General features: G+C 63.2%; 24 protein-coding genes and 1 riboswitch. Of the genes, 18 read left to right on the top strand and 6 right to left on the bottom strand.

Annotation, left to right across the window (positions count from 1 at the left end):
- Positions 1-34 precede the first annotated feature (34 nt).
- Positions 35-703 carry a response regulator transcription factor gene (locus tag M2367_RS17510; protein WP_259237444.1) on the bottom strand — a complete coding sequence of 223 codons (669 nt, stop codon included), beginning with the start codon at positions 701-703 and terminating at the stop codon, positions 35-37.
- 90 nt (positions 704-793) lie between these two features.
- Here M2367_RS17510 and M2367_RS17505 point away from each other — a divergent pair, with 90 nt between their 5' ends.
- The 10 genes from M2367_RS17505 (at position 794) to M2367_RS17460 (ending at position 11,597) form a co-directional block, all read left to right on the top strand.
- Complete coding sequence (locus M2367_RS17505; protein ID WP_259237443.1) at positions 794-1,210, top strand: hypothetical protein; 417 nt, start codon at positions 794-796, stop codon at positions 1,208-1,210.
- Between the two features lie 88 nt (positions 1,211-1,298).
- Positions 1,299-2,606, top strand: coding sequence for a DUF5666 domain-containing protein (locus tag M2367_RS17500; protein ID WP_259237441.1), 1,308 nt, complete (start codon positions 1,299-1,301; stop codon positions 2,604-2,606).
- A gap of 80 nt (positions 2,607-2,686) precedes the next feature.
- On the top strand, positions 2,687-3,166 hold the full coding sequence (locus tag M2367_RS17495) for a hypothetical protein (protein WP_259237438.1): 480 nt from the start codon (positions 2,687-2,689) through the stop codon (positions 3,164-3,166).
- A gap of 65 nt (positions 3,167-3,231) precedes the next feature.
- A riboswitch (TPP riboswitch) is annotated at positions 3,232-3,345 on the top strand.
- 277 nt (positions 3,346-3,622) lie between these two features.
- Positions 3,623-5,734: a phosphomethylpyrimidine synthase ThiC gene (gene thiC, locus M2367_RS17490; protein ID WP_310504083.1), complete on the top strand. Its 2,112-nt coding sequence runs from the start codon at positions 3,623-3,625 to the stop codon at positions 5,732-5,734.
- A complete protein-coding gene (gene thiE / locus M2367_RS17485; protein ID WP_259237436.1) occupies positions 5,731-7,311 on the top strand; it encodes a thiamine phosphate synthase in 1,581 nt (526 codons plus the stop codon). The genes thiC and thiE overlap by 4 nt, the downstream gene beginning before the upstream one ends.
- On the top strand, positions 7,301-8,074 hold the full coding sequence (locus M2367_RS17480; protein WP_259237432.1) for a HesA/MoeB/ThiF family protein: 774 nt from the start codon (positions 7,301-7,303) through the stop codon (positions 8,072-8,074). The genes thiE and M2367_RS17480 overlap by 11 nt, the downstream gene beginning before the upstream one ends.
- Entirely contained in the window at positions 8,071-8,271 is a 201-nt protein-coding gene (gene thiS / locus M2367_RS17475) for a sulfur carrier protein ThiS (RefSeq protein WP_224431855.1), read from the top strand. Before M2367_RS17480 ends, thiS begins: the two co-directional genes overlap by 4 nt.
- A gap of 1 nt (position 8,272) precedes the next feature.
- On the top strand, positions 8,273-9,040 hold the full coding sequence (locus M2367_RS17470) for a thiazole synthase (RefSeq protein WP_111910738.1): 768 nt from the start codon (positions 8,273-8,275) through the stop codon (positions 9,038-9,040).
- The gene (gene thiH, locus M2367_RS17465) at positions 9,037-10,335 is read left to right on the top strand and encodes a 2-iminoacetate synthase ThiH (RefSeq protein ID WP_259237425.1); all 1,299 of its coding nucleotides are present in this window, start codon (positions 9,037-9,039) and stop codon (positions 10,333-10,335) included. Before M2367_RS17470 ends, thiH begins: the two co-directional genes overlap by 4 nt.
- Before the next feature lie 722 nt (positions 10,336-11,057).
- Positions 11,058-11,597, top strand: coding sequence for an REP-associated tyrosine transposase (locus M2367_RS17460; protein ID WP_259237423.1), 540 nt, complete (start codon positions 11,058-11,060; stop codon positions 11,595-11,597).
- 125 nt (positions 11,598-11,722) lie between these two features.
- Here the strand turns inward: M2367_RS17460 and M2367_RS17455 are convergent, their stop codons facing one another.
- Complete coding sequence (locus M2367_RS17455; RefSeq protein ID WP_259237421.1) at positions 11,723-12,358, bottom strand: Vat family streptogramin A O-acetyltransferase; 636 nt, start codon at positions 12,356-12,358, stop codon at positions 11,723-11,725.
- Between the two features lie 198 nt (positions 12,359-12,556).
- Between M2367_RS17455 and M2367_RS17450 the strand changes: the two genes are divergently transcribed.
- Positions 12,557-13,138, top strand: a complete 582-nt coding sequence (locus M2367_RS17450) for a penicillin-binding protein activator LpoB (RefSeq protein ID WP_259237497.1) — start codon at positions 12,557-12,559, stop codon at positions 13,136-13,138.
- A 475-nt stretch (positions 13,139-13,613) separates the two neighbouring features.
- Here M2367_RS17450 and M2367_RS17445 read toward each other — a convergent pair whose 3' ends face one another.
- Entirely contained in the window at positions 13,614-14,252 is a 639-nt protein-coding gene (locus tag M2367_RS17445) for an exopolysaccharide biosynthesis protein (protein WP_042042045.1), read from the bottom strand.
- Positions 14,253-14,496: 244 nt separating this feature from the next.
- Here M2367_RS17445 and M2367_RS17440 point away from each other — a divergent pair, with 244 nt between their 5' ends.
- Positions 14,497-15,507 (top strand): 5'/3'-nucleotidase SurE, encoded by a 1,011-nt coding sequence (locus M2367_RS17440; protein ID WP_259237418.1) that lies wholly within the window; start codon positions 14,497-14,499, stop codon positions 15,505-15,507.
- A gap of 4 nt (positions 15,508-15,511) precedes the next feature.
- Positions 15,512-16,177: a hypothetical protein gene (locus tag M2367_RS17435; protein ID WP_259237416.1), complete on the top strand. Its 666-nt coding sequence runs from the start codon at positions 15,512-15,514 to the stop codon at positions 16,175-16,177.
- Positions 16,178-16,317: 140 nt separating this feature from the next.
- On the opposite strand, the gene M2367_RS17430 is transcribed toward M2367_RS17435, so the two are convergent.
- On the bottom strand, positions 16,318-17,709 hold the full coding sequence (locus tag M2367_RS17430) for an L-cystine transporter (protein ID WP_042042042.1): 1,392 nt from the start codon (positions 17,707-17,709) through the stop codon (positions 16,318-16,320).
- A 468-nt stretch (positions 17,710-18,177) separates the two neighbouring features.
- Between M2367_RS17430 and M2367_RS17425 the strand changes: the two genes are divergently transcribed.
- Entirely contained in the window at positions 18,178-18,798 is a 621-nt protein-coding gene (locus M2367_RS17425; protein ID WP_259237414.1) for a porin family protein, read from the top strand.
- An 84-nt stretch (positions 18,799-18,882) separates the two neighbouring features.
- Here M2367_RS17425 and M2367_RS17420 read toward each other — a convergent pair whose 3' ends face one another.
- Positions 18,883-19,920 (bottom strand): acyltransferase family protein, encoded by a 1,038-nt coding sequence (locus M2367_RS17420; protein WP_259237412.1) that lies wholly within the window; start codon positions 19,918-19,920, stop codon positions 18,883-18,885.
- A gap of 238 nt (positions 19,921-20,158) precedes the next feature.
- On the opposite strand from M2367_RS17420, the gene M2367_RS17415 reads away from it, so the two are divergent.
- From M2367_RS17415 to M2367_RS17400, 4 genes are all read left to right on the top strand, one after another.
- Complete coding sequence (locus M2367_RS17415) at positions 20,159-20,641, top strand: GNAT family N-acetyltransferase (RefSeq protein ID WP_259237410.1); 483 nt, start codon at positions 20,159-20,161, stop codon at positions 20,639-20,641.
- Positions 20,642-20,857: 216 nt separating this feature from the next.
- Positions 20,858-21,589: a bifunctional 2-polyprenyl-6-hydroxyphenol methylase/3-demethylubiquinol 3-O-methyltransferase UbiG gene (locus M2367_RS17410; protein ID WP_259237408.1), complete on the top strand. Its 732-nt coding sequence runs from the start codon at positions 20,858-20,860 to the stop codon at positions 21,587-21,589.
- 83 nt (positions 21,590-21,672) lie between these two features.
- A complete protein-coding gene (locus tag M2367_RS17405; protein ID WP_259237406.1) occupies positions 21,673-22,575 on the top strand; it encodes a sensor domain-containing diguanylate cyclase in 903 nt (300 codons plus the stop codon).
- A 176-nt stretch (positions 22,576-22,751) separates the two neighbouring features.
- Positions 22,752-23,159: a hypothetical protein gene (locus tag M2367_RS17400; protein ID WP_042042036.1), complete on the top strand. Its 408-nt coding sequence runs from the start codon at positions 22,752-22,754 to the stop codon at positions 23,157-23,159.
- A gap of 138 nt (positions 23,160-23,297) precedes the next feature.
- Here M2367_RS17400 and M2367_RS17395 read toward each other — a convergent pair whose 3' ends face one another.
- The gene (locus M2367_RS17395; RefSeq protein WP_042042035.1) at positions 23,298-23,633 is read right to left on the bottom strand and encodes a hypothetical protein; all 336 of its coding nucleotides are present in this window, start codon (positions 23,631-23,633) and stop codon (positions 23,298-23,300) included.
- Positions 23,634-23,758: the final 125 nt, after the last annotated feature.

The following is a 23,758-nucleotide window of genomic DNA, read 5'->3' as shown; positions in this document are numbered from 1 at the left end:
GGCCACGGGCTGACAGGGCGCGGGTCTGCGTGATTCATGGGGTGACCAAGCGGTAACCCTGACCGTGCAGGGTTTCCAGCATGGGGCTGGGGAAGGGCTTGTCGAGGGCGTTGCGCAGGGCGTAGATGTGGCTGCGCAGGGCATCGGAATCGGGCTCCTCATCCCCCCAGACGTTGTCGAGCAGTTCCTGGCGGCTCACCAGCGCTGGCGCGCGACGCACCAGATGGGTGAGGATCTGGAACGGGATCTTGCCGAGTCTCAGCGTCACGCCAGCCCGGGTGGCGAGGCCGTTGGCGGGATCCACCTTGAGGTCGCCGAAGCTGAGCTGTCCCACATCGACTCGGGCACCCCGCAGCGCCAGCGCCTGAAGCCGAACTTCCAGCTCCTCCATGGCAAACGGCTTGACCAGATAGTCATCGCCGCCCGCTCGAAAGCCGGCCAGCTTGTCATCCAGGCTGTCACGGGCGGTGAGGAACAATACCGGGGTGGCGTTGCCATCGGCCCGCAGCCGCTCGACCGTGCTCAGCCCATCGAGGCGCGGCATCATCACATCCATGATGATGACGTCGAAGCGCTGCTCGGTCAGCAGTTGCAGGGCGGCCTGGCCGTGATAGGCACAGTCCATGCTGTGCCCCGCTAGCGCCAGATAATCCATGATGGTTTCTGCCACCTGGGGATTGTCTTCCACCACCAATATTTTCATGGGTTGAGCTCCTGATCTTGACCGATATTTCACGGCTATTTCACACCGGATAAGGCATCCTGTATGGCAGTGTAACCCCGAGGATCCCCGATGAAGAAGTCTCTCTGTGCTCTCCTGCTGCTGATCTTGTTGCCACTTGGCACTGCACAGTCGGCCGAGTTCAAGCTGACCGGTCGTACTACCTGGCAACTGGGCCAGTTGATGGTCAATGGCATTCCCTTCGTGATCGATGAGCAGACCCGCTTCAAGGACGGTCTGGACGAAGACGATCTCGGTGGCACCTGGATCGATCTGGAAGGCGTGATCGAGGGAGATAGGCGGCTGGTCCGCGAGGTGGAGCCGCTGGAAGAAAAGCATGAGATGGAGTTGGAAGGGCCGGTCGCACAAGGGCGGATCTGGGGCTACATCACCTCGGATGGCAGTCTGACTCCGTTTGAAGGGCGTTGGCTGGAGCTGGAGTGTCGCTTCGATGGCCAGCGTCTGAGCCAGTGTCGGGAGGATGACTAGGGTTTCACACTTTCTTCACGCCCTCTGTTACATCCTGACCCTATTCAATGATCAAGCAGGATATAACAAGATGATGAAAAGAGCCGGAATGAAGCCATGGGTGGCCATATTACTGGGATTGGGACTGAGCGCCTGCGGCGGCGGCGGTGGTGACAGTGGTGATAGTGGTGACAGCCAGCCAACCCCGCCGGTGCAGGCCAGCAGCCGGGTGGTCAGTGGCGCCATCGAAGAGGTGAGTGGCGAACGGATCCTGATTAACGGTCAATGGTTCAGCCTGTCTGGTGCCGAGGTACGTTACGGCCAGGACCTCTGGACCGAACCCTTGCAGATCGGCATGGATGTAGAGGTTGTTGCCCGGGGTGAGCAGGCCGATAGCGTGAGCCTCAACCCGCTGCTGACCGGCCAGTTGGTCATGGACTCAGCGACCCCCGTTGCCCGTGGGGCTGCGGCACGAGCCGCAGCAGTCTGGAGCGTCAATGGGGTTGTATTGGATAATATTGAGTCCAGTCTGAGCGCAGGCAACTGGGTCATGGTATTTGGCGATTACGACAGCCAGGGTAGAGTGGTGACGCGGGAGATGTCGGCACTCGATACCGCCCCCGTCTGGATCGAGGTGGAGAACCGGATCCAGGGGCTGGACAGTGCCGCCCAGACCTTCATGCTGGGGGAGATCCAAGTGAGTTATCAGGGGGCGACCATAGAAGATGGCCCCGTGCAGGAGGGACGCTGGGTCGAGGCCTTCGGCCGCCTGGAGGCGAATATGATGCAGGCCAGTGAGCTGGATCTGGAGGATCAGGACAGCCTGCCGGATCAGAGCGAGATCGAGGGACGGGTCCAGTACTTCGATCCCCTCAGTGGTCTGCTGGAGCTCGATCGCCAGCGTCAGGTCCGGGTGACCTCCCAGACTCGCTTCGAGGGGGGCAGCAGCGCCGATCTGGTGGTCGGGGTCGAGGTGGAGGTCGAGGTCAAACAAGGTAGCGCCGGGTTGATGGCGACCGAGATAGAATTCGATGATGACGGCCAGCCAGCTCCGACCCAGGGGCAGCAGTTCAAACTGTCCGGCCTGGCTGACTGGCATGAGGGTCAGTTGGCCATCAATGGCATCCCCTTCGAGGTCGATGAACTGACCCGATTCGAAGATGGCCTGACCCGGGATAACCTGGACGGTCGCTGGGTCGAACTCGATGGCATCGTCAGCAGCGGTCTGAATCTGGTGCGCGAGATCGAGCCCGACAGCGAGGATGGCGAGCTGGATCTGCTGGGTCAGGTCACGGGTGGCAAGCAGTGGGGCTACTCCGCGGCTGATGGCTCTCTGGCGCCCTTCGAAGGGCAGTGGGCCGAGCTGGAGTGCCGTTTCGATGGCAACCTGCTGAGCAATTGCCGTCGGGATGACTGATCCGATGAGTCTCGGTTAACTTAGCGAGTTACCTCTTTCATGCCCATGCTTGGATCCTGTTCCTGCATGGGCATTGTTATATGGCGACCTTCTCCCCTCTTTCGCTGCTGCTACTGGTACCGTTGATCAATGCTGCTCCCCGGGCCGCCGAACTCTGGCTGGTGGAGCTGGAGCACAACGATGGCATCCGCCTGCAGTTTCAGGGGGCTGATCTGGAACTCGGCACCGCCGATCTACGCGGCGTAGATCAATTTGATGAGCTCAGGCCCGGCATGCACCTCGCCATCCAGAGCCAGTGCGGGGTGGCCGAGCAGGTCAGGGTGCTCGCCACAGCGCCGGACCCAGCCCAGCGCAGCCAGTGGCTGCGGGCGGAGGACAGGCTGGTCGCTACCGCAGGAGAGAGCCTGCTGATGCAGCAGCTGGGTGTGCTGGTGTTTGATGCCGGTACCCGCTGGGTGAACGGCGGGCCCGCCGATCTGCAACAGGGTCGCCGTCTGGTGTTGAGTCGGGATGCCGACGGGCGGCTGCTTGAGATATTGATCCCCAATCCGGAGGAGTAGACCCCGCTCGCCAGAGATCGGAGTTGTTAAAGGCTTGTGCTTTCCATTTCCCCACCTATACTGGCGCCATCTTGTCGGAGTGCCGACCGTCGAACGACGCGAAGCTGAGACCGTTAATTCGGGATCCGTGGAACCTGATCAGGCTAGAACCTGCGAAGGGAAACAAGGGTAACCAGTGGGTTGCCGCGCGGGGAGAGGGACAAGCCTCTCCCGCTCATCGAAGGGTCAATCCGCGATGAGTCAGGGCGCACAAGAGGGAGTCTGTCCCGTCCAGCCTGTCCATCGCGGCGCCGCACGGCCCGCCCGAACAGGGGGGATCCAGGCAGCAGAGCCGGGAGGCACAGCTCCCGGGCTCGCTCCCTCTTGAAGCACATCTCACCCACAGGTTCATCACTTCTCCTCGAACTCCAGACAAGCAAACACCCATAACTTCAACCAGTTAATGTGAGTTTTGCTATGTCTACCCCCATCCAGTCCGCACCAGAAGCAGAGTCCGTTTCAGAAAACGCCGTATCTGAACAGATCAAGCCAGCCGTCGCCAGCCGTCGTCAGCAACGCGCCAGCGCCCAGCGCTTTATCGATAACTTGAAGGGCATGGCCCACCCCAACTCCAGACGCATCTTCATCCAGGGCTCGCGCCCAGACATCCGGGTGGGGCTGCGGGAGATCGCCCTGGCCGATACCTTCATCGGTGGCAGCGAGGAGCACCCCAAGTTCGAAGCCAATGAATCCGTGCCGGTCTATGACACCTCGGGTGCCTATGGTGACGAGCTGGCCGAGATCGACGTGCGCCGCGGTCTGCCGCGTCTGCGTGAACAGTGGATCCTGGAGCGGGGCGACACCGAATCCCTGGAGGGGCTGAGTTCCCACTTCACCCAGGAGCGCCTCGCCGACGAGGGGCTGGATCACCTGCGCTTCGATAACTTGCCCAAGGCGCGCCGCGCCAAGGCTGGCAAGTGGGTCAGCCAGCTGCACTATGCCCGTCAGGGCATGATCACCCCGGAGATGGAGTTCATCGCCATTCGCGAGAACATGGGCCGTGAGCGGGTGCGCTCCGAGCTGCTGCTGCGCCAGCATCCCGGCCAGGGCTTCGGCGCCCGCCTGCCGGAAAACATCACCCCGGAATTCGTGCGCGCCGAGGTGGCCGCCGGCCGCGCCATTATCCCAAGCAACATCAACCACCCGGAGGCCGAGCCCATGATCATCGGCCGCAACTTCCTGGTGAAGATCAACGCCAACATCGGTAACTCGGCGGTCACCTCCAGCATCGAGGAGGAGGTGGAGAAGCTGGTCTGGTCCACCCGCTGGGGCGCAGACACCGTCATGGATCTCTCCACCGGCCGCTACATCCACGAGACCCGCGAGTGGATACTGCGCAACAGCCCAGTGCCCATCGGCACAGTGCCCATCTATCAGGCCCTGGAGAAGACCAACGGCATCGCAGAAGATCTCACCTGGGAGCTGTTCCGCGACACCTTGCTCGAACAAGCCGAGCAGGGGGTGGACTACTTCACCATCCACGCCGGTGTCCTGCTGCGCTACGTGCCCATGACCGCCAAGCGCCTCACCGGCATCGTTTCGCGCGGCGGCAGCATCATGGCCAAATGGTGCCTCTCCCACCACAAGGAGAGCTTCCTCTATGAGCATTTCCGCGAGATCTGCGAGATCTGCGCCGCCTATGACGTGGCGCTCTCCTTAGGCGACGGCCTGCGTCCGGGATCCATCTATGATGCCAACGACGAGGCGCAGTTCGCCGAGCTGCGCACCCTGGGGGAGCTCACCAAAATTGCCTGGGAGTACGATGTTCAGGTGATGATCGAGGGGCCGGGTCACGTGCCCATGCACATGATCGAGCGCAACATGACCGAGCAGCTTGAGCACTGCCACGAGGCGCCCTTCTATACCCTGGGCCCGCTCACCACCGACATCGCCCCCGGCTACGATCACTTCACCTCCGGCATAGGTGCCGCCATGATCGGCTGGTACGGTTGCGCCATGCTCTGCTACGTCACCCCCAAGGAGCATCTGGGGCTGCCAAACAAGGAGGACGTCAAACAGGGCCTCATCACCTACAAGATTGCCGCCCACGCTGCGGATCTCGCCAAGGGTCACCCGGGCGCCCAGATCCGCGACAACGCCATGTCCAAGGCGCGCTTCGAGTTCCGCTGGGAGGATCAGTTCAACCTGGCGCTGGATCCCGAGACAGCCCGTGCCTATCACGACGAGACCCTGCCCCAGGAGTCCGGCAAGGTGGCGCACTTCTGTTCCATGTGCGGCCCCAAGTTCTGCTCCATGAAGATCACCCAGGACGTGCGCGACTACGCCGCCAGACTCGATGCCGCCAAGCTGGAGACCATAGAGGTGAAGCTGGTGGACATGAATGGCCAGCAGCAGCGGGTGCAGGCCGAGGTCGAGACGGGCATGGCTCGCATGGCGGAAGCCTTCAAGGAGACGGAGACCTTCAAGCAGGCCGAAATCGAGAGCGGCATGGCCAGGATGGCGGAAACGTTCAAGGAGAAGGGGGGCGAAATTTACCATCAAGCCGCCAACCTCAAGGAAGAGGCATGAAGCCAATGGCGCCACAACCGGCAGCCAAGCCCATCGTCTGGACCATAGCCGGTTCGGATTCCGGGGGCGGCGCCGGCATCCAGGCCGATCTGCACACTATGCAGTCGCTCGGGGTGCACGGCTGCACCGTCATCTCCGCCATCACGGCCCAAAATTCGGTGGCGGTGAAGATGGTGGATCCTGTGCTGATGCAGAGCTTCACCGCCCAGATCGACGCCCTCGGCGTCGACTTGCCACCCGCCGCCATCAAGATAGGCCTGCTGCCGACCCGGCTCCATGTGGAGGTGCTGGCCCGCCGGCTCGATACGATAAACGCTCCCTTCGTGGTCTATGACCCGGTCGCCATCGCCAGCAGCGGCACCCCCATGGCGGAGCCCAACATGCTGGCGGCGGTGCGCGAGCACCTGCTGCCCCGTCTGTCACTCATCACCCCCAACGGCCCCGAGCTGGAGGCGCTGACCGGCATTCCGGCGACCAGCCCGGCGCTGGTGCGGGCGGGGGCTGCCCGGCTGCGGGAACTCGGCGCCAAGGCGGTGCTGGTCAAGGGGGGGCACCTTGAGTGGAGCGGGGATCTCTGCCTCGATTACTACCAGGACGAGAGCCGTGAGTTCTGGCTGGCCGCGCCACGGCTCGATACCCGCCACGGCCACGGCACCGGCTGCTGTTACGCCAGCGCCATCGCCGCCGTGGTGGCACTGGATTACCCGATCGAAGACGCCATCACCCTGGCCCGCGCCTATCTGCAGCAGGGGCTGGCAGGGGCGCAGGGGGTGGGGGCTGGCCCCGGCCCCATCGCCCATCTCGGCTGGCCGGTCAGTCTCGCCCACTTCCCCCGGGCCGTGCTGGCGGGATCGAGCCTCGACCGTCGTTTCGGTCTCTGTCCTGACTGCGCGGCCCGTCTGCTCCAGGGCCCCTTTGCCCCCACCGAACAGAGTCTCGGCCTCTACCCCGTGGTGGATTCGGTCAAGTGGCTGGCGCGGTTGCTGGAAGCCGGGGTCAAGACACTGCAACTGCGCATCAAGGATCTGTCCGCCGATGAGGTAGCACCAGCCATCGCCGAGGCGGTGGCGCTCGGTCGCCGCTTCGGGGCCCGGCTCTTTATCAACGATTACTGGCAGCAGGCCATAGCCGCCGGTGCCTATGGGGTGCATCTGGGGCAGGAGGACATGGAGACGGCAGATCTCGCCGCCATCCAGGCCGCTGGTCTGCGCCTCGGCATCTCCACCCACGGCTACTTCGAGCTGATGCGGGCCCGGGAGTTGGCACCCTCCTACATAGCCCTGGGTCATATCTTCCCCACCAACACCAAGCAGATGCCCTCCCGCCCCCAGGGGCTGGTGCGGCTGCACCACTACCGCGCCCTGATGCAGGACTGGCCCACTGTCGCCATCGGCGGCATTAGCGAGGAGCGCATAGTGGCGGTGAAGGAGAGCGGGGTAGGCAGCATCGCCCTGGTCTCCGCCATCACAGGAAGTGACGACTGGCAGGGGGCCACGGCCCGATTGCTGACGGCCGTGGGGGCCGGGGATCCGGCGCGCTCCGCCATAGCGGCGCAGGAGGTGGCACATGCGCTCTGACGAGGTGTCTCTTCGTGACGAAGAGTATCTGCGCTATGGCCGCCAGCTGATGCTGGCCGAGATAGGGGAGGAGGGGCAGGCGCGGCTCAAGGGCAAGTCGGTGCTGATCGTCGGTTTGGGTGGCCTCGGCTCGCCGCTGGCGCTCTATCTCGCCGGGGCCGGGGTCGGCACCCTGTGGCTCGCCGACGGCGACGTGGTGGATTCCAGCAACCTGCCGCGCCAGATCCTGTTCGATGGGGAGGGGCTGCGCCGCTCCAAGGCCGAGCTGGCCCGGGAGCGGTTGGCGGCTCACAACCCCCATGTGGAGCTGATTGCCATCAACCAGCGTCTCGACGCCCATAGCCTGCCAGCCTTCGTGGCCGAGGTGGATCTGGTTGTCGACTGCTGCGACAACCTGGCCAGCCGCCATGCCATCAACGCCGCCTGCGTGGCCCAGGGGAAACCCTGGATCTCCGCCGCCGCCGTCGGCTGGCAAGGGCAACTGATGGTGCGCAGCGCCCCCGAACATGCCTGCTACGCCTGTCTCTACCCGGCGGACACCGAAATCAGGGAGAGCTGCCAGAGCAGCGGCGTCACCGGCCCGCTAGTGGGAGTGATGGGCTCCTTGCAGGCCCTGGAGGCGCTCAAACTGCTGCTCGGGCGACCCAGCCCGGTGGCGGGCACCCTGCGCCGCTTCGATGCCCTGGCCCATGAGTGGCAGACCCTGCGCCTGCCTGCCGATCCCGCTTGCCCGGTGTGTGGCAGCCATAAGGATGACCAATGAATATTCGATTGAACGATATCGAACTGACGCTGCCCACCGGCCAGCGCCTGACCGAGCTGCTGGCGGTGCAGGAGATTGCCCCCCAGGGGGTGGCGGTGGCCCTCAACGGTGCAGTGCTGCCCCGCAGCCGCTGGCCAGAGACCCGCCTCAAGGACGGCGATGAGATCCACCTTTTCACTGCCATCGCCGGAGGCTGAGATGCTGACCATTGCCAATCACACCTTCTCATCGCGCCTCTTTACCGGCACCGGCAAGTTTGCCCACCCCGAGCTGATGGCGGCCGCCATCGCGGCGAGCGGCTCCCAACTGGTGACTATGGCCATCAAGCGCCTGGAGCCGGGCAAGCGCCATGACGACATCCTCACTCCGCTGCTGGCCCTCGGGGTCAAGCTGCTGCCCAACACCTCCGGCGCCAAGACAGCTGCCGAGGCGGTGTTTGCCGCCCACCTGGCCCGGGAGGCGCTGGGGACGAACTGGCTCAAGCTCGAGATCCACCCCGATCCCAAGTACCTGCTGCCCGATCCCATAGAGACCCTCAAGGCCGCCGAACAGCTGGTGAAAGAGGGCTTCGTGGTGCTGCCCTATTGCGGCGCCGATCCCGTGCTCTGCAAGCGACTGGAAGAGGTGGGCTGCGCCGCCGTCATGCCGCTCGGCGCCCCCATCGGTTCCAATCAGGGGCTGGTGACCCGGGAGTTCCTCTCCATCATCGTCGAGCAGGCCAGGGTGCCCGTGGTGGTGGACGCGGGGATAGGGGCGCCGAGCCACGCGGCGGCGGCCTTCGAGCTCGGCGCCGATGCCGTGCTGGTGAACACGGCCATCGCCGTTAGCGGGGATCCGGTCGCCATGGGCCGCGCCTTCGCGCTGGCCTGCGAGGCCGGTCGCAGCGCCTATGAGGCGGGCCTCGGGGCGCGCGGCAGCCAGGCCCAGGCCTCCAGCCCCCTGACCGATTTTCTGGGGGCGTTATGAGCCAGAGCATGGGGCAAGATGTGGTGTCTGCATGCTCCCCTCTCCCATTGGGAGAGGGGCCGGGGGTGAGGGAACCGGCTGACGCGTCCCCCGATTCTGCCGCACTGTGCCCCCCTCTCCCTCTGGGAGAGGGGCTGGGGGTGAGGGCGTCGGGGGTGAGGGCGCATGAAGCAGAACCCTCCTTTCTCGACCGCTGGCGCGAGCTGGAGTGGGACCATGTGGGCATGAGTATCCGCGCCAAGACGGCGCGGGACGTGGAGCTGGCGCTGGCCAACCCACGGCGCGGCCTGGATGACTTCATGGCGCTGATCTCCCCGGCCGCCGAGCCCTTCCTGCCGCAGATGGCGGAGCTGGCGGAGCGCCTCACCCGCCAGCGTTTCGGCAACACGGTCGGCTTCTACGTGCCGCTCTATCTGTCGAACCTCTGCGCCAACGACTGCTCCTACTGTGGCTTCTCCATGAGCAACCGCTTGAAGCGCAAGACCCTGAATGCCGAGGAAATCGAGCGCGAGTGTCTGGCCCTCAAGGCGCGCGGCTTCGACAGCGTGCTGCTGGTGACCGGCGAGCACGAGACCAAGGTGGGCATGGCCTATTTTCGCCAGCACCTGCCACAGATCCGCCGCCACTTCAGCACCCTGGCGATGGAGGTGCAGCCCCTGTCGCAGGCCGAGTATGCCGAGCTCAAGACCTTGGGCCTCGATGCGGTCATGGTCTATCAGGAGACCTACCATGCCCCGGCCTACGCCCGCCACCACCTGCGCGGCAACAAGCAGGATATCGAGTGGCGCCTCGCCACCCCGGACAGGCTGGGCCGCGCCGGCATCGACAAGATTGGCCTCGGCGCCCTGATCGGCCTGTCACCGGACTGGCGCGCCGACAGCTATTTCGTGGCCGAGCACCTGAGCTGGCTGGAGCGCCACCACTGGCAGAGCCGCTATTCCTTGTCGTTCCCGCGGCTGCGGCCCTGCACCGGCGGTTTGCAGCCCGAGGTGACCATGACGGATCGCCAGCTGGTGCAGCTCATCTGCGCCTGGCGGCTGCTTTCGCCGACCCTGGATCTGTCCCTCTCCACCCGGGAGTCGCCTGCGTTTCGCAACGGCGCCCTGCGCCTTGGCATCACCCAGATGTCGGCGGAATCCCGCACCCAGCCGGGGGGTTATGCAGAAGGGGATAAAGAAGAGCTGGAGCAGTTCGCCATCCACGACGACAGATCCTTAGGGGAGGTGGCCGCCGCCGTGCGCCAGGCAGGGTTGCAGCCGGTGTTTAAGGACTGGGAACCCTTCCTGGGCCGATAGGGGCGGCCAGGCCCCCCCTTTACCGGTGGCCCCCGGTGAGTTCGGCCAGACTTCGTGCCTGTGGCAAGTCTGATGTAGGGTCGATTAGCCGGTAGGCGTAATCGTCCGTTCCGTGATGTTTGGGGAGTTGGGCCGAACTCCGCTGCTGCGGTTAGTCTGATGGCACGGCTTCGCCGTGCGGGACGCGAGGCCGCTGGCCTCGAAGGGGTTTCGCCCGCCCTTCGGGCCGGGGCGAGTGACTTTGGAAAGACCCGCTCTCTTCAAAAAATGCACCAAAGGTCTTCTCCCCCGCTTATTCGCCCGACTTACGTCGGGTGCCTTCGGCTCACCCGCTTGTCCGACGGCATGCGCCGACGGGCCTTTGGCCTTCGCCATCCATGGCTTCGGCCAAAGCCCGCTTCGAACATCCCTGTTCTCGCGCCAAATCGGGTCGAGCTGCGCTCGCCCTTTCCCGATTTTCCCCATGGCCCGGCGCCGCTCGCTCGACATCCTGTCTCGCGGCCTGGACAAGCGGACTCGCCTCAGCAAATTAGAGGGGGAACCAAAACCATGCCCGCCATAACCTCGGGAGAATCGTAGGGTGCAATAAGCGGAGCGCATTGCACCGCTAATGAAGGGCCTTGCTACGGCTAACGGCGCAATTCACGTTGTTCATTGCACCCCATGTTTTGCTTCGTTTGAACCACATTTAACAACATGGTTGATTGTGGATTGGGCAAGGCATGGCGAATTACAAACGGGCATGGCAACCGGGGGGAACCTGGTTTTTTACGGTCGTGCTGGCTGAACGTCAGAACAACCATCTACTGGTCGAACGGATTGATCTGTTGAGGAAGGTTGTCAGGGAGGTGCAAGAGAGCCAGCCATTCCGGATCCATGGCTGGGTGGTCTTGCCCGAGCATTTACACGCCTTGTTGGAATTGCCGCAAGGGGATACAAATTTTCCCCTGCGCTGGCGCCAAATAAAGGGCAAGTTTTCAAGAGCCATCCCCAACACAGAGGGGCGTTCTGAATCACGCTGGAATCGTGGTGAGCGGGGTATTTGGCAGCGACGTTATTGGGAGCATTTGATCCGCGATCCGGAAGATTTCAATCATCACCTCGATTACATACATATCAATCCCGTCAAACATGGATTGGTAACAGCCCCGAAAGACTGGCCCTATTCCACCTTCCATCGCTGGGTTCAGCAGGGCAGGTATCCCTTATCATGGGGAGATACCGCCACGCCAGAATATGAAATACCACGCGACAATACATAAGCGGTATCAACGTAGGGTGCAATAAGCGGAGCGCATTGCACCATTTTCGGTACCTGTGGTTGGGTGTATTGAGGTGCAATTCACTTCGTTCATTGCACCCTACGGCACTTCCTGCTTGGTGGTGTTTATCGGGCCGCAGCTTCCAGCGCGGCTATCTCTCCGCCGCCTATCAATTTCAAATTCCGGCTGATCTGCTCCACCGGCCAGTTCCACCAGGCGAGGGCGCCCAGGCGGGTGATAGTGTCATCGTCGAAGCGGTAGCGGATCAGCTTGGCGGGGTTGCCGCCGACGATGGCGTAGGCGGGCACGTCAGTGGTGACCACGGAGCGGGCGGCGATGATGGCGCCGTTGCCGACCTTGACGCCGGGCATGAGCAGGGCCTCATAGCCAATCCAGACATCGTTGCCGATCACGGTATCCCCTTTGTAGGGGAGGCTGCCCGGTGCGGGGGCGGCGCTCTCCCAGCCGTTGCCGAAGATAAAGAAGGGATAGGTGGAGAGGCCGGAGCTCTGGTGGTTGGCGCCGTTCATGATGAACTTGACCCCGCGGGCGATGGCGCAGAACTTGCCGATGATGAGTTTGTCGCCGATGAAGGGGAAGTGGTAGAGGACGTTGCGCTCAAAGCCGGCGGAGTCTTCCGGGTCGTCGTAGTAGCTGTAGTCGCCCACCTCGATATTGGGCCCCTTGATGGTGTTCTTGATAAAGCACACCTGGGGGAAGCCGGTCATGGGGTGGGGATTGGCGGGATCGGGGCCGTGCATGGGGCGCTCCTCTGGGTTGTGGATTTTGAACACCCTAACGGAACCTTGTGGCCCAGTGCCACCTTTTTGTACGCCCCGGTTCGCCAGCCTTTGTCGTCCCCGGCCCATGGGCCCATCGACCCGAAGCCACTTTTTCTCTAGCATGAGCTGATGCGGGGCGCGGGCTCCGTCACACGGATTTTTGACGGAGAAGAGATGATGAAGATGCGTCCCCTGTTGCTGCTGAGTGCTGTGCTGTTGGGCGGTTGTGCGGTCAATCCCTATGGCGGCACTCCGGCGCCGGTCACTGAGCCGAGCCAGCCGGTGAGTCAGCCGGACAAGCCGGTGCCCGAACCCGAAGCGGTCAAGCCTGCCCCCAAACCCGTGGCGCCGACCGGTCTGGCGTTGGCCATGGCGGATGCCTTCTTGAAAGCCCCCGAGGTGCAGGGGCTGAGCCAGGGTGGCAGCCCTGTGTTGCTGCTGATGGCGCCCCAGAACGGCACGGGCGAGCCGTTCAACACCCAGCCCATGGCGGTGGCCATGATCCAGCGGATCCAGTCCCACGGCGGTTTCAGCTTCGCCGACCCCGGTCAGGTTTCCGCCATCACCAGCCAGCTCGAGTATCAGCAGGGAGGGATGAATCCGGCCTCCCTGGTGCGGCTGGGCCGTCAGACCGGGGCCGGTTATATGCTGTACGGGGATCTGGTCTCCGAGGGGAGCCGCTATCGACTCACCATGAGCCTGATGGACTTGCACAGCGGCGAGCTGCTCTGGAACGAGAGCCGCGCCGCCAACCGCTGAACCATGAGTTATCTGACCCTATGTGGTCATCGACGGGGCAGTGTCTGCTGCCCGCCCTATTCTGATGACCTCATCGGGCCTCGCCGCTACTCCCCCTCTCTATGTTGCCGCTCTTCCCATGATCCAATGACTTCCTCCTGGGGGCAGTGTCTGTTGCCCATCATATTCTGATGACCTCATCGGGCCCCGCCGCTAGCCCTCCTCTCTATGTTGCCGCTCTTCCCATGACCCAATGACTTCCTCATAGGGGCAGTGTCTGCTGCCCGCCATATTCTGATGGCCTCATCGGGCCCCGCCGCTACTCCCCCTCTCTATGTTGCCGCTCTTCCCATGGCCCAATGACTTCCTCCCGGGGGCAGTCACGGCGGGTATTGCCTCTCCCATGCCTAGTGATCGCAGACCATAAAAACGCGGCCAGAGTGCCAGGGGCAGGGCCGCGAAGGGTGGTTTCATGACGCCGCCGGGGCGGCTGTGCCTAGCCGAGCAAGCCGGAGATCCCTTGTCCTGCCATCAAGACGCCGGTGGCCAGTACGGCAAACCAGATCAGGGTGGCCGCGACCAGGGTGTAGCCAAGGGCGACGAACAGACCGTCACGCTGCAACATGCCGGTACAGAGCAGCAAGATGGCCCAGGCAGGCAGGGTATTGGTGAGGGGGATGGCGCCAAAGGGCATCATCAGCAAGACGGCGGCCAGCATGATCATCAGGCCGTTGCCCCTGTTGATACTGCTGCTGGCGGTCAGCACCAGCAGGCGGGGGCGCACGAACTTGTCGAGCCGGGCCAGCAGATCGGCGCCCTTGTGCAGGGTTGTTTTGAGCTGCTGGGTGGCAAAGCTGCGTGCCATCAGTCTGGCGGGTAGCCAGGGCACCCGGTTGAGGGTGATGCCGATACCGATAAAGAGGATCAGCAGGCCGAACACGCTGCTGATACCGGGAATGCTGACTGGCAGCAGGAAGGGCACCGTCAGCAGCAGGCAGAACAGCAGCATGCCCTGTTCCCCCACCAGACCGAGCAGCTCCCGCAGGCTGATCTGACCCTCACCCATGGCCTGGGCTGTGCTGCGCAGGGTCTGGGAAAGCAGGACGTCAGGATCCTTGAGCTCGATGGCAACCATGTTTGTGTCCTTGAAAAAAGTATGGGGCCGCATTGTCGGGGCCCGGGCGCGCCACAGCATACGGGGGCAGGGTGAATCGCCGATGAATAGGGCGTCGGAGCCGCGCTGGGCCAAGGAGAGTGTCACTCGCTGAATAATTAAAATAGGGAAAAGGGTTCCATTGGAGGATGTCGTTGGTGGCTTATTTCATGTTTCTGTCATCTGGCAACGTCAGGATGGCGACCTCGCTTTCAAGGATAACATCATGAACAAGAAGCCATTTATTCTCTGCGTGAGCCTGGCTCAGGCCTTGCTATTCTCCCAGTCGGCCCAGGCCCTCAACATAGTGATCAGCAATGATGATGGCTGGCAGACCAACAACATCCAGACCCTGCAGCAAGATCTTGTGGCGGCCGGTCATCAGGTGATCATCTCGGCCCCCTGTACCGAGCAGAGCGGCAAGGGCGGGGCGGTCAATATCTTCAAACCGGTGCCGGTCGATGAGAGCAAGGCGGCAGAGAATATCTACTGCGTGGGGGAGACGGACAGCAGCAAATCCTTTGCCGACTACTCGGAAGGCACCCCCGTCATGGCGGCGCTCTACGGCATACAGGTCGCGGCCCAGGCCCAGTGGCAGAAGAAGCCGGACTTGCTCATCTCCGGCCCCAACGTTGGCAACAACCTGGGGGCCATGAACGAGAACTCGGGCACTATCGGGGCGGCCATTCTGGCCCTGACTCAGGAGGTGCCGGCCATCGCGGTCAGTGCCCATCAGAACTCGGGCACGGACGCCAGTCAGGGTCACAAGATAGCCGCCGTGGTGGTCGACATAGTGCGCCAGCTTGAGGCGACCCGTCCGGCGGGCCAGCCGCTGCTGCCACCTTATATGGGGCTCAATATCAATCTGCCCGAGGAGATAGATAGCAACCTCGGCTACAAGTTCACCGACATCGGCTGGAACGGCGGCGGCATGACCTGGGCCTTTGCCAGCGATCTGGATCAGAATCCGCAAGTGGTGGAGGTGTTGACGCAGAAGGCGGCCGAGGCCACGGGTCAACCGGCGGCCGTGGTGCGTCCCCTGGTCAAGCAAGGGCTCAAGGGCAAACAGGCGGTGACCATAGCCCCAGGGGATAATCAGGATCAGGATGAACAGTCGGAAGGGGTGGCGGTGAAGCAGGGTTACATCACCATCAGTACCTTCGATGGCATCATTCAGGCCTCCAGCGCCAAGGTGCAGTTGACCCGGCAGCGCCTGTTCGGTCTGGCTCAGGAGTGAACCCATGAACAAGTTACTGTTCTGCATGCCGTTTATCCTGCTGTTGGCTGGCTGTCAGCAAAATGAGAGCCAGGCCCCCGCCCTCTCCTGGACGCAATACAAGGGCAGCACTCTCGATGAGGCGGGGCGTGCCACTCTGTTTGAGCTGAGCCAGGACAGTCAGGGCCGGCAGTTGCTGACCCGCTGGGATGAGCGGGACAACCAGCAAAGCTATGCCCCGGATGAACAGGAGAGCGCCGAACTCAGCTTCGCTCAGGGAGAGTACCAGTGCCGGGCGGGGCAGGAGCGTGTCGATTGCCGCTCACCCCAGGGGGAATTCACCCTCTATCCCCTGGCGGAGGGCGCCAGCGTGGATCCCCTGCCCTGGGTGGGAGAGTACAGCGCCGTATCAGGGGGGGAGCATTATCGACTGAGCCTCAATGAGCGGGGCGGACTGACCCTGGCCAGTGATCGCTGTCAGAGCACGGGCTCCTGGCAGGCGGGGCAGGGGGCAACCAGTGGCCGCTACCAGTTCAGTGAGGATGGCTGTGGTGTCGATGGCCTGAGCGGGCCCCTTGAGCTGGCCACGGAACATGGTCAGCTGATCAGCCTCACCCTGCAGAGCCCGCATGAGGCACTGCCTGTTACCTGGCTCAAAGAGGACGGGCCGAGCGGTGTCACCGGCAGTTAGTCGGGGTCATCTCTCGCGGTATCCGAGTCACAGATAGCAAACAGGGAGCCGAGGCTCCCTGTTTGCTATCGGCTGCGGACAGGGTTCAACCATGCCGCTTCACCATAGTGTTATATCAACCATGCACCTTCATCATACTGCTAACCCTGCACGGGCTCGGCGCTGTGCTCATCGTGCAGCAGCGCCTTGTCGGTCTGGCCGAGCAGCTGGCTGGTGATGGTGCCGGCCGTCATGGCGCCATTGACGTTGAGGGCGGTGCGGCCCATGTCGATGAGGGGTTCGACCGAGATCAACAGTGCCACTAGCGTGACCGGCAGCCCCATGGCGGGCAGCACGATCAGGGCGGCGAAGGTGGCGCCGCCGCCGACACCGGCCACGCCAGCGGAGCTGAGGGTGACGATGCCGACCAGGGTGGCTATCCAGATCGGATCCAGGGGATCGATACCCACGGTCGGGGCCACCATGACCGCCAGCATGGCCGGGTAGAGACCGGCGCAGCCGTTCTGGCCTATGGTGGCGCCAAAGGAGGCGGCGAAGCTGGCGATGGCCTCGGGCACCCCGAGGCGACGGGTCTGGGCTTCCACATTGAGGGGAATAGTGGCGGCGCTGGAGCGGCTGCTGAAGGCGAAGCTCAGCACGGGGGCGACCTTGCGCAGGAAGCTGAGGGGATTGACGCCAACCAGGGCGAGCAGCAGGCCATGGACCAGGAACATCAGTCCCAGCCCCAGGTAGGAGGCAAGCACGAAGCTGCCCAGTGTCATCACCTCCTGAGGGTTGGAGCTGGCGACCACCTTGGTCATCAGCGCCATCACGCCGTAGGGGGTGAGAGTCATGATGAGGCGGACCAGCTTCATCACCCAGGCTTGCAGGGTATCGATGGCGGCGAGCACCTTGTCCCCCTTGCTGGCATCCTCCTTCTTCAGCTGCAGGGCGGCCACACCCAGCAGGGCGGCGAAGATCACCACGCTGATGATGGAGGTGGGGTTGGCCCCGGTCAGATCGGCGAAGGGGTTCTTGGGAATAAAGGAGAGCAGCAGCTGCGGCACACCCAGCTCGCTCACTTTGGCAAGGTAGCTGGTCTCAATCACATCGAGTCGCGCACTCTCTTTGACGCCCTGCACCAGGCCCTCGGCGGTCAGGCCGAACAGCTGGGTGACCAGCACGCCGATCAGGGCGGCAATCAGGGTGGTGAACAGCAGGGTGCCTATGGTGAGCAGGCTGATGCGCCCCAGGGAGCTGGCGTTGTGCAGCTTGGCCACGGCGCTCAGTATGGAGGCGAACACCAGAGGCATGACAATCATCTGCAACAGTTGCACGTAGCCGTTGCCGACCAGATTGAACCACTCGATGGAGGCGGCGATGACGGGGTGACCGGTGCCATAGCAAAGTTGCAGGGCGAAACCGAACAGCACCCCCATCGACAGGCCGGTCAGTACCTTGCGAGACAGGCTCCAGCTCGGCTTGCTGAGTCTGGCCAGGGCCGTCAGCAGGGCGGCGAACAGCAACACATTGATGATGAGGGGTAGATTCATGGGGCCTCCAGCGGCAGAGTTGAGTCACTGCGGACGGGGGAGCCCGGATCCGGCAGGGCTGCGTATGGTACCAGCGCGCTCGAGGCTGGCTTAGACAGAAATGGAATTTTATAGAAGGATCAGTCTGTTGGATTAATTTCTGAGCAAGGTGTCGAGTCCACTGGCCATGGCAGCGGGGCAAGCAAGAGGGGATTGCCTTGCCAGTCTTGCACTCCGCGAGGGGGCGCGGCCATCACCGCCATCGCGACGAAGGGCCATCCCGTTGCCACAGGGTGGTGCAGCGTCGCCAGCTTGTGTGGCACAGATCCATGCCAGATAGACAGTGTGGTGTGGCGCACATGTTGGGGGATGCGGCGGGGGCCGCGTCAGCCCGGCAAGCCAAAATGGCGTTATACAGCCTCTGTTTAGGAGTGGGTGACGCGGGCTCTGATATGCTCTGGCACAACCAATGCACATCAGGGAATGGTCATGACGAGAGCAGGAGTGATGGTGGTGGGAATGTTGCTGCCGCTGGGTCAGAGCTGGGGAGAGGAGTCGGCCGCCGATCTGGGCTGGCAGCTGACCCCTTTTCTCGGTTACAGCTCATCGATCGACTTCGAGAAGATGGATGAGCTGGCCCCCATGCCGGTCTCGACCGCCGTTGACTCCCTGCAGGGGGAGAGCTCGGGCAACTGGGGCCTGTTCATCAGCAAGGAGGTCAACGACCCCGGCATGATAGAGCTGCTCTACAGCCATCAATCCACCCCCATCGCCCCGGAGCAGCCGGACAGGCTGACGGTGGACACCCTGCACTTCGCCGGGGCCCTCACCCTCTTCGACAACGTCATGGCCCCCTATCTAGGTGCCGGCATCGGGGTGACCCGCTTCGATGCCTATGAGAGCGAGGTGGCGCCCTCTATGTCGTTGGCGTTGGGGGTGCAACCCCGTCTGACCCAGCGACTGGCGCTGCGGGCCGAGGTGCGCGGCTACGGCTCCCTGGTCAATGACGACAGCCAGTTCCTCTGCAATCCCGAGGTCTGTGCCTTCCGGGTACGGGGGGATCTGATCACCCAGTGGCAGGCCAATATCGGGCTGACGCTGCGCTTCTGACGCGCCGCCGCCCATGGCGGTATAGATATCAGAGACCAGAAGGGGGCCAGCGTGGCCCCCTTTGCAATGAGCAAATCTGGGTCATCAGCGAGGGTTGAGTAGCCAGCCACTGACCCGGTTCGCCGCCAGCAGTCGGTAGGCGAGCAGGGAGAGCACCAGCAGCACCGGCACCTTCACCAGCTCCCACCACAGCAGCTTGCCCTGGGGGCCGAACACCATCAGCCAGACCACCAGCATCATATGCAAGCAGTAAAGACCCAGCACCTTGGGGGCCTGGCGTTCCAGCCAGCTGCCCTTGCCCAAGCTTGGGTTGGCCAGCAGCAGGCCGAACAGGCCGAGCGCCCAGGGCAGGGAGCCCAGCAGGAAGTCATGGCGGTTGAGGGGCACGGCGGCGAAACGCAGCAGGCCCATGGCCTCCAGGGCATAGAGACCCATCCCCGCCACCATCAGCAGGGCGCAGCGCCTGGCATCGGGTTGCCAGCCACGCAGGCGCAGCTCGGCACCAAGGGCCACGAACAGCAGCGAGAAAAAGGGGCCGTTGCGGGTCAGCAGGGCCCACTCGCCCCCCGACAGCAGCGGGCCATAGGAGCCGCCGATCAGGGCAAGCCCGTAGAGCAGGGCGCCCGCCACCAGGGCCAGCCGGGGCAGCTTGACCCGCCAGCAGAGGGCCAGCAGCAGAACGGCCAGCATCAGGGCGGGCAGGAACCAGAGGTGGATCATGCCCCCCACCCACCAGGCGTTGAGGGGATCCCCCAGCTGCATCTGCCACTGGCCCGCCATGGCGGGCAGATAGCCTTCCGTCATGGCCGCGACCGGGTTGAAGGGCACCAGCAGATAGACAAGGCTCCACACCAGCCAGAGCCCCAGCAGGGGGCGGCAGTAGCGCAGCGCCACCGCCATAGGCTTGTCTGCAGCCAGGGCGGGTTGCAGGAAGTAGCCAGCGCAGAGGAAGAAGAGCGGCACCGCGAAGCGGCAGAGCTGGTTGATGATGGCCCCGAGCCAGAGGTAGGGGGTGCCGTCCCAGAGGGTGGGATCGAACGGATTGCTGAAGGGGGAGAGGTGAATGGTCATTACGGCCAGGATGGCCAGGACTCGCCCGCACTCGATGCTGGAGATGCGCATGATACCTCGTTGGCGCTTTGGATCAGGGGCGCAGCATAGCAGTCGCAACTGACGCTCCTCCAGCCTGGGTTGCGACAACTGTGACCCCTGCCGATGGCCGGTTACCCTTTGTTACCCTGGCGCGGACTCGGCTCCCCGGGGGGCATAGCAGGGCTTGGTCTGCCATGGATGGCTGGTTTACCATCGAGGGCAGCAAGCCACAGTCGTTGTGGCCTCATCATGGATCAGGGAGTCGGGGATGGAAGAGGTGATCAGGGCGGATCTGAACAGGGCGGAACATGGGGAGGCGCTGGTGCTCTTGCTCGATGCCTATGCCAGGGATGAGATGGGCGGTGGCACGGCACTGCCTGCGGATGTGAAGGCGCAATTGGCGGCGACGCTGGCCAAGCGTCAGGGGGCCCATGTACTGCTGGCCTGGGTCGATGGTCAGCCAGCCGGGGTGGCGACCTGCTTCGAGGGTTTCTCCACCTTTGCCTGCCGTCCCTTGCTCAATATTCATGATCTGGCCGTCCACCCGGACTACCGTGGCCGCGGCCTGGGCAAGCGCTTGCTGGCCGAGGCGGAGCGGCTCGCCCGCGAGCTGGGTTGCGGCAAGGTGACCCTGGAGGTACTGGAGGGCAACCGGGTGGCCCAGGCTGCCTATCGGGCCAGTGGCTTCGCCGGCTACGCACTCGATCCCGAGCTGGGCAGGGCCATGTTCTGGCAGAAGAAGCTCTCGTGACCCTCTCCAGACCGGCACTGTAGTGGGCGCCAAGCCGGCGCTGATACTGTCCGTGGCCCCTTTCATTGCCGTTGCCTGCGCTGGATGCCGGTCGCCGAGGCCAGGCGGCCCCCTGGGGCGTTATTGTCTGACCGTGGATCGTCAAGTTGTCAGCCGGGTCTTCGTGATCATATGAATCTTGTTTGCTAGGATGGCCTCAGGTGCCAGGAGTGAAAAATGTCACAAAATATCTATGATAATCAGGGTTTTTTCGAAGGCTATGCCCAGTTGCCCCGCTCAATTCAAGGCTTGGCGGGGGCTCCTGAGTGGTCTTCGCTGCAGGCCATGTTGCCAGCCTTGGCAGGCAAGCGAGTGCTGGATCTCGGCTGCGGCTATGGCTGGTTTTGCCGCAGCGCCCGGGAGCAGGGGGCGAGCGAAGTGGTGGGCATCGATCTCTCCAGCAGGATGCTGGCCCGGGCGGCGGAGCTGACCCGGGACCCGGCCATTCATTACCGGCGGGAAGATCTGGCGGCCCTGGCGCTGGACGGCGCGCAATATGACCTCATCTACAGCTCGCTGGCGCTGCACTATCTGGCCGAGGTTGGCCCCCTGTTTGGTCAATTGTTCGCGGCGCTGAGACCCGGCGGCCGCCTGGTGTTCTCGGTGGAGCATCCCATCTTCACCTGCCCACGCCAGCAGGGCTGGTTGCACGATGAGGGCGGCCAGCGCTCCTGGCCCATCAACAGTTATCAAGCCGAAGGGCCACGGCTGAGCAACTGGTTGGCGGAGGGGGTCATCAAGTATCACCGTACCCTGGGCGGTTATCTCAACCCTCTGATCGAAAATGGTTTCCGGCTCGTCCATGTGGAAGATTGGGGGCCGAGCGTCGCCCAGATCGCCGCCAACCCGGCCCTGAGCGAAGAGGCCGAACGCCCGATGTTGCTGCTGGTGGCCGCCAGCAAGCCCTGAGGCTGGTGCGACTCCCCGGGCCGTGAGATAACAGAAGGGCGCCTGGCTGGCGCCCCTTACCATCTAGAGACAGGACACCGCATATGGCGCTGACGGTTGAACAACTCTATGAAGTGATGGCTCAACTACCGGATCCCCTGTTCGTGCTCAGCGAGGATGGTTACTACATCGAATACCTGGGCGGCATAGAGCAGCAATCTTATCAGGATGGCAACCCCTTGGTCGGCAAGCGCTTGCAGGACATGCTGCCAGCGGACAAGGCGGCGTGGATCATGGCGCAGATTGCCCTCACCCTCGATAGCAATCAGGTGCAGGTTGTGGAGTACGAGCTGGCCGCCGCCGAGGTAAAGGATATCGATAGCGAGGCGGGCCCTCAGGGGATGCAGCGCTTCGAGGGCAAGATAGCGCCACTGCCCTCGCGCTACGAGGGCAAGCGCGCCGTCTCCTGGATGACGCGCAATATCACCCGCCAGCATGACCTGCAGCGTCGCCTGCAAGTGCTGAGCGAGACGGACCAGCTCACCGGCTTGCACAATCGTCGCTATTTCTTCGAACACTTCCCCGGCTTGGTGGCGGGCCACGTAACGGCGGGCCTCATCATGCTGGATATCGATCACTTCAAGCAGATCAACGATCGCTATGGCCATCAGCAGGGGGATGGTGTGCTGCAAGCGTTCTGTGCCTGCGTTGCGGCCCAGCTGCGCCGGGGGGATCTCTTCGTGCGCAGCGGTGGCGAAGAGTTCTTGCTCCTGCTCCCCCAGTTGCAGGGGGAGGGACTCAGGCAATTGGCCGAGCGCATTCGTGGCGCCGTCGCGGCCATGGTGCTGGATGACAAGGCGCCCGAGTTGCACATCACCGTCAGCATGGGCACCACCGAGATACAACCGGGGGAAGAGGCGGGGGCCGTGCTAGCCCGCGCCGATGAGTGGCTCTATCGCGCCAAGCGGGCGGGCCGCAATCAGGCGGCCCACTGCCCGGCACCCTGAATCACGACACTTTCTGGCCCATCCCGCCCCAGGGCGATGACGGTATCAGGGCGCTTTTCCCATGGGGCGGGCGCTTGGCCGTGTTCTTGATGACTCTTTCCCTGGCCTGGCACCTTGACGAACAGGATTGCGAACTGTTCTCATAGCCCCTCCCTGCTATTCATTGGAACCTTGCCATGAAAAAAATCCTGTTGATTGCCCTGACCTCACTGCCGCTGTTTGCACAGGCTGGCCTGCTCGATGCCGTCACGGGCGCCGTCTCCGACAGTACCAAGGAGATGGCTCTCGGCGCCGCGGATAGCTATACCAATGATGCCGTGCAGACGGCGCTTGGCATCAAGTCCGGTGTCTCGACCAAAGAGAGCATCAAGGAGAAGTTTGGTGCGCCGACCAGCACGGGCACCGAGGATAAACTGGAGCTGTGGAACTACGACCTGTCGACCCTGAACGAGAGTTCACCGACCCTGGCCCAGACCACCAAGACACTGCTGCCGGATGCCAACCTCGACAATAAAAACGTGGTCATCCGCTTCGAAGGCGAGACGGTCAAGAGCCTGCGGGTGGCGGACAAGCCCAAGGCGTAGCCCGACGGGAGAGTGCAGAGAGAAAGGGGCTGATGAGCCCCTTTTTGTATGGCTGAATGGCTGACTGCATGAAGACGGGCAAGAAGAGTGCGGATAAGAAAAGGGGCCAGAGGCCCCTTTTTTGTGTCTTGATGGGTCTTACTTGTGTGCGTCGGCGAACGCCTTCATGGCGTCGGCATGTTTGGTCATGCCCTCGGCGCGCTCGCCCAGCTTCTTGATGAACTCGGCCTGCTTGACCGGATCCTCTATCTTGTCATAACGCTTTTGCAGATGAGCCTGGATCTCTTCCGGGGTCATTTTCTGCATGCGTTCCATCTTGTCGTGGCGGCCACCGTGATGCTTGCCATCCTTCATGGCGCACTCGCTCATGGCACCGGGCTGGGCTGTGGTGACGGCTTCGCTGGCGGCATAGGCACCCAGCGGCAGGCCCAGGATCAGGGTGGCGGTCAGCAGTGTCTTGGTCAGTTTCTTCATGGTGTTGCTCCTCAAGGGATGAATGCAGAGTCGGCGTGTTGCCTTGACCTCAAGTAAACACCCAGTCCGTGTCTGAACTTTGCCAGCAAGGGGCTTTTTTGTAGCAGACTGTGCCACCCCGCCCA

It is taken from the genome of Aeromonas sp. BIGb0445 (assembly GCF_024809075.1).
Taxonomy (GTDB): Bacteria; Pseudomonadota; Gammaproteobacteria; order Enterobacterales; family Aeromonadaceae; genus Aeromonas; species Aeromonas rivuli.
The sequence above is the reverse complement of the archived record's forward strand: the minus strand, read 5'-3'. Positions and strand labels throughout refer to the sequence as shown.